This is a genomic window from Constrictibacter sp. MBR-5, assembly GCF_040549485.1.
Taxonomy (GTDB): Bacteria; Pseudomonadota; Alphaproteobacteria; order JAJUGE01; family JAJUGE01; genus Constrictibacter.
Map to the genome: position 1 here is coordinate 1 of NZ_JBEPTK010000045.1, position 1,947 is coordinate 1,947.

Annotated in this window: 2 protein-coding genes; both read right to left on the reverse strand. The window is 69.3% G+C overall.

The features are described from left to right. Positions 1 to 110: 110 nt before the first annotated feature. The gene (gene istB, locus ABIE65_RS27780) at positions 111 to 893 is read right to left on the reverse strand and encodes an IS21-like element helper ATPase IstB (protein WP_354081993.1); all 783 of its coding nucleotides are present in this window, start codon (positions 891 to 893) and stop codon (positions 111 to 113) included. Further along, on the reverse strand, positions 890 to 1,933 hold the full coding sequence (istA, locus tag ABIE65_RS27785) for an IS21 family transposase (protein ID WP_354081994.1): 1,044 nt from the start codon (positions 1,931 to 1,933) through the stop codon (positions 890 to 892). The genes istB and istA overlap by 4 nt, the downstream gene beginning before the upstream one ends. Positions 1,934 to 1,947: the final 14 nt, after the last annotated feature.

Below are 1,947 nucleotides of genomic sequence, written 5' to 3' on the forward strand. Positions count from 1 at the left end.
CGCCGCTGCAAATCTGACCCGGTTGTCTTCGTAGCGCCGGTTTAAATCTGACCCACCCGGTTCTGTTCGTCCGTGGTCGGGGCGCGCCCCGACCACGGACGGCGATTTGCTCAGGCGATCTCTCTGGTCTGGTTGATCAGGCCGGCCTTGCGCTTGTCCTTGAGGCGGTAGCTCTCGCCCTGGATCGAGACGACGGAGGCGTGGTGCAAGATGCGATCCAGCATGGCTGCCGTCAGCACGCTCTCTCCGGCGAAGGCTTGGTCCCAGGAGCCGAAGGTGAGGTTGCTGGTCAGGATCATCGAACCGCGCTCGTAGCGCCTGGCGACGACCTGGAAGAACAGGTTGGCCTGCTCGCGGGCGAGCGGCAGGTAGCCGATCTCGTCGACGATCAGGAGCTTGTAGACGTTCACGGCGCGATGCATCGCTTCCTTGAGCTTGCCCTGGCGCTGCGCCGTCTCGAGCATCAGCACCAGGTCGGCGGCCGTCGTGAAGCGGACCTTCATCGCCCGCTGGGCGGCGAGGTAGCCCAGCGCGATGGCCAGATGGGTCTTGCCGACCCCGGAGGGGCCGAGCAGCACGACGTTCTCCGCCCGCTCGACGAAGGCGAGGCCGGCGAGTTCCAGGAGCTGCTTGCGAGGCGCGCCGGCCGCAAAGCCGAAGTCGTAGCCATCCAGCGTCTTGATCGCCGGGAAGCCGGCGACGCGCGCGGCCATCTCACGCGCCCGGACACGGCGGGCCTCCGCCTCCGTCCTCAAGACCTCTTCCAGGAAGTCGCCGAACGACGCTTCCCTGGCCACGGCCGTCTGGGCCGCTCCCGGCCAGACGCTCTCGACCGCCTTGAGGTGCAGTTCGGTGCAGAGATCGGCGATGCGCTCGTGCTGGAGGTTCGTCACTGCGCCGCTCCCGTGGCCAGGAGCGCCTCGTAGACCGACAGCGGATGCTGCAGCCCGACGATCGGCGCCGCCGGCGGAGCCCGGTCTGCCCTCGGGGCAGCCGGCAGGCGGACGATCCGACCGCCATACGGCGCCGCGATCGGCTGCAGCGCCTCGCGCTCGCGGTCCAGCCGATCGGCCGGAACCTCGCCCGTCGTGCCGTGCACGCGCGCATTGGCGACCTCGCGCAGCCAGCGCGTCGCGGCCGCGTTCGCAGCAGGCGCGTCGGCCACGATGCCGTCCTGCGCCAGCCGGCTGGCGAACGGAATGTAGAAGCTCGCGCGCAGATAGCGGATGAAGCGCTCGACCTTGCCCTTGGTCTGCGCCCGATAGGGACGGCACAGGCGCGGCCGGAAGCCCCAGTGGCCGGCAAAGTCGGCGAAGCCGCCATGGAAGCGATGCCGGCCCGGGCCATAGGCGTCCCGATCGATCACCACCGTCTTGACGTTGTCGTAGAGAACTTCACGGGGCACGCCGCCGAACGCCAGGAAGGCGTGCTCGTGACACGCCATCAGCGTCTCCACCCGCTCGTCGGTCACGAACTCGACATAGGCCGCACGGCTCCACCCGAGCGTCGCCACGAACACCGAGAGCCGATCACGGCCGCGCCGGATCGTCGCCCAGTCCGCCTGCATCTGCGCGCCCGGCGCCGTCTCGAACCGGACCACCGGCTCCGGCTCCGCCGGCGGCCGCAGGGAGGCCACGAACGCCTTCACCATCGTGTAGCCGCCGGGGTATCCCAAAGCCCGGATCTCGTCGAGCAGCACCTTCGCCGGGATCGTCTCCGGCGACGCCGCCGCAAGACGCTCGACGACGTATGTCTTGAAGGGCTCCAGCTTCACCGGCCGCTGCGGCCGGCCCTTGTAGCGCACCGCATCCGGATCGCGCAGATAGCGCCGCACCGTGTTCCGCGAAACCCCTACCTCGCGCGCGATCTCCCGCACGCCCTTCCCATGCCTGGCCAATACCCGGATCTCCATCGACAGCTCCACTCCGATCATCCGGGCCCTCCGCA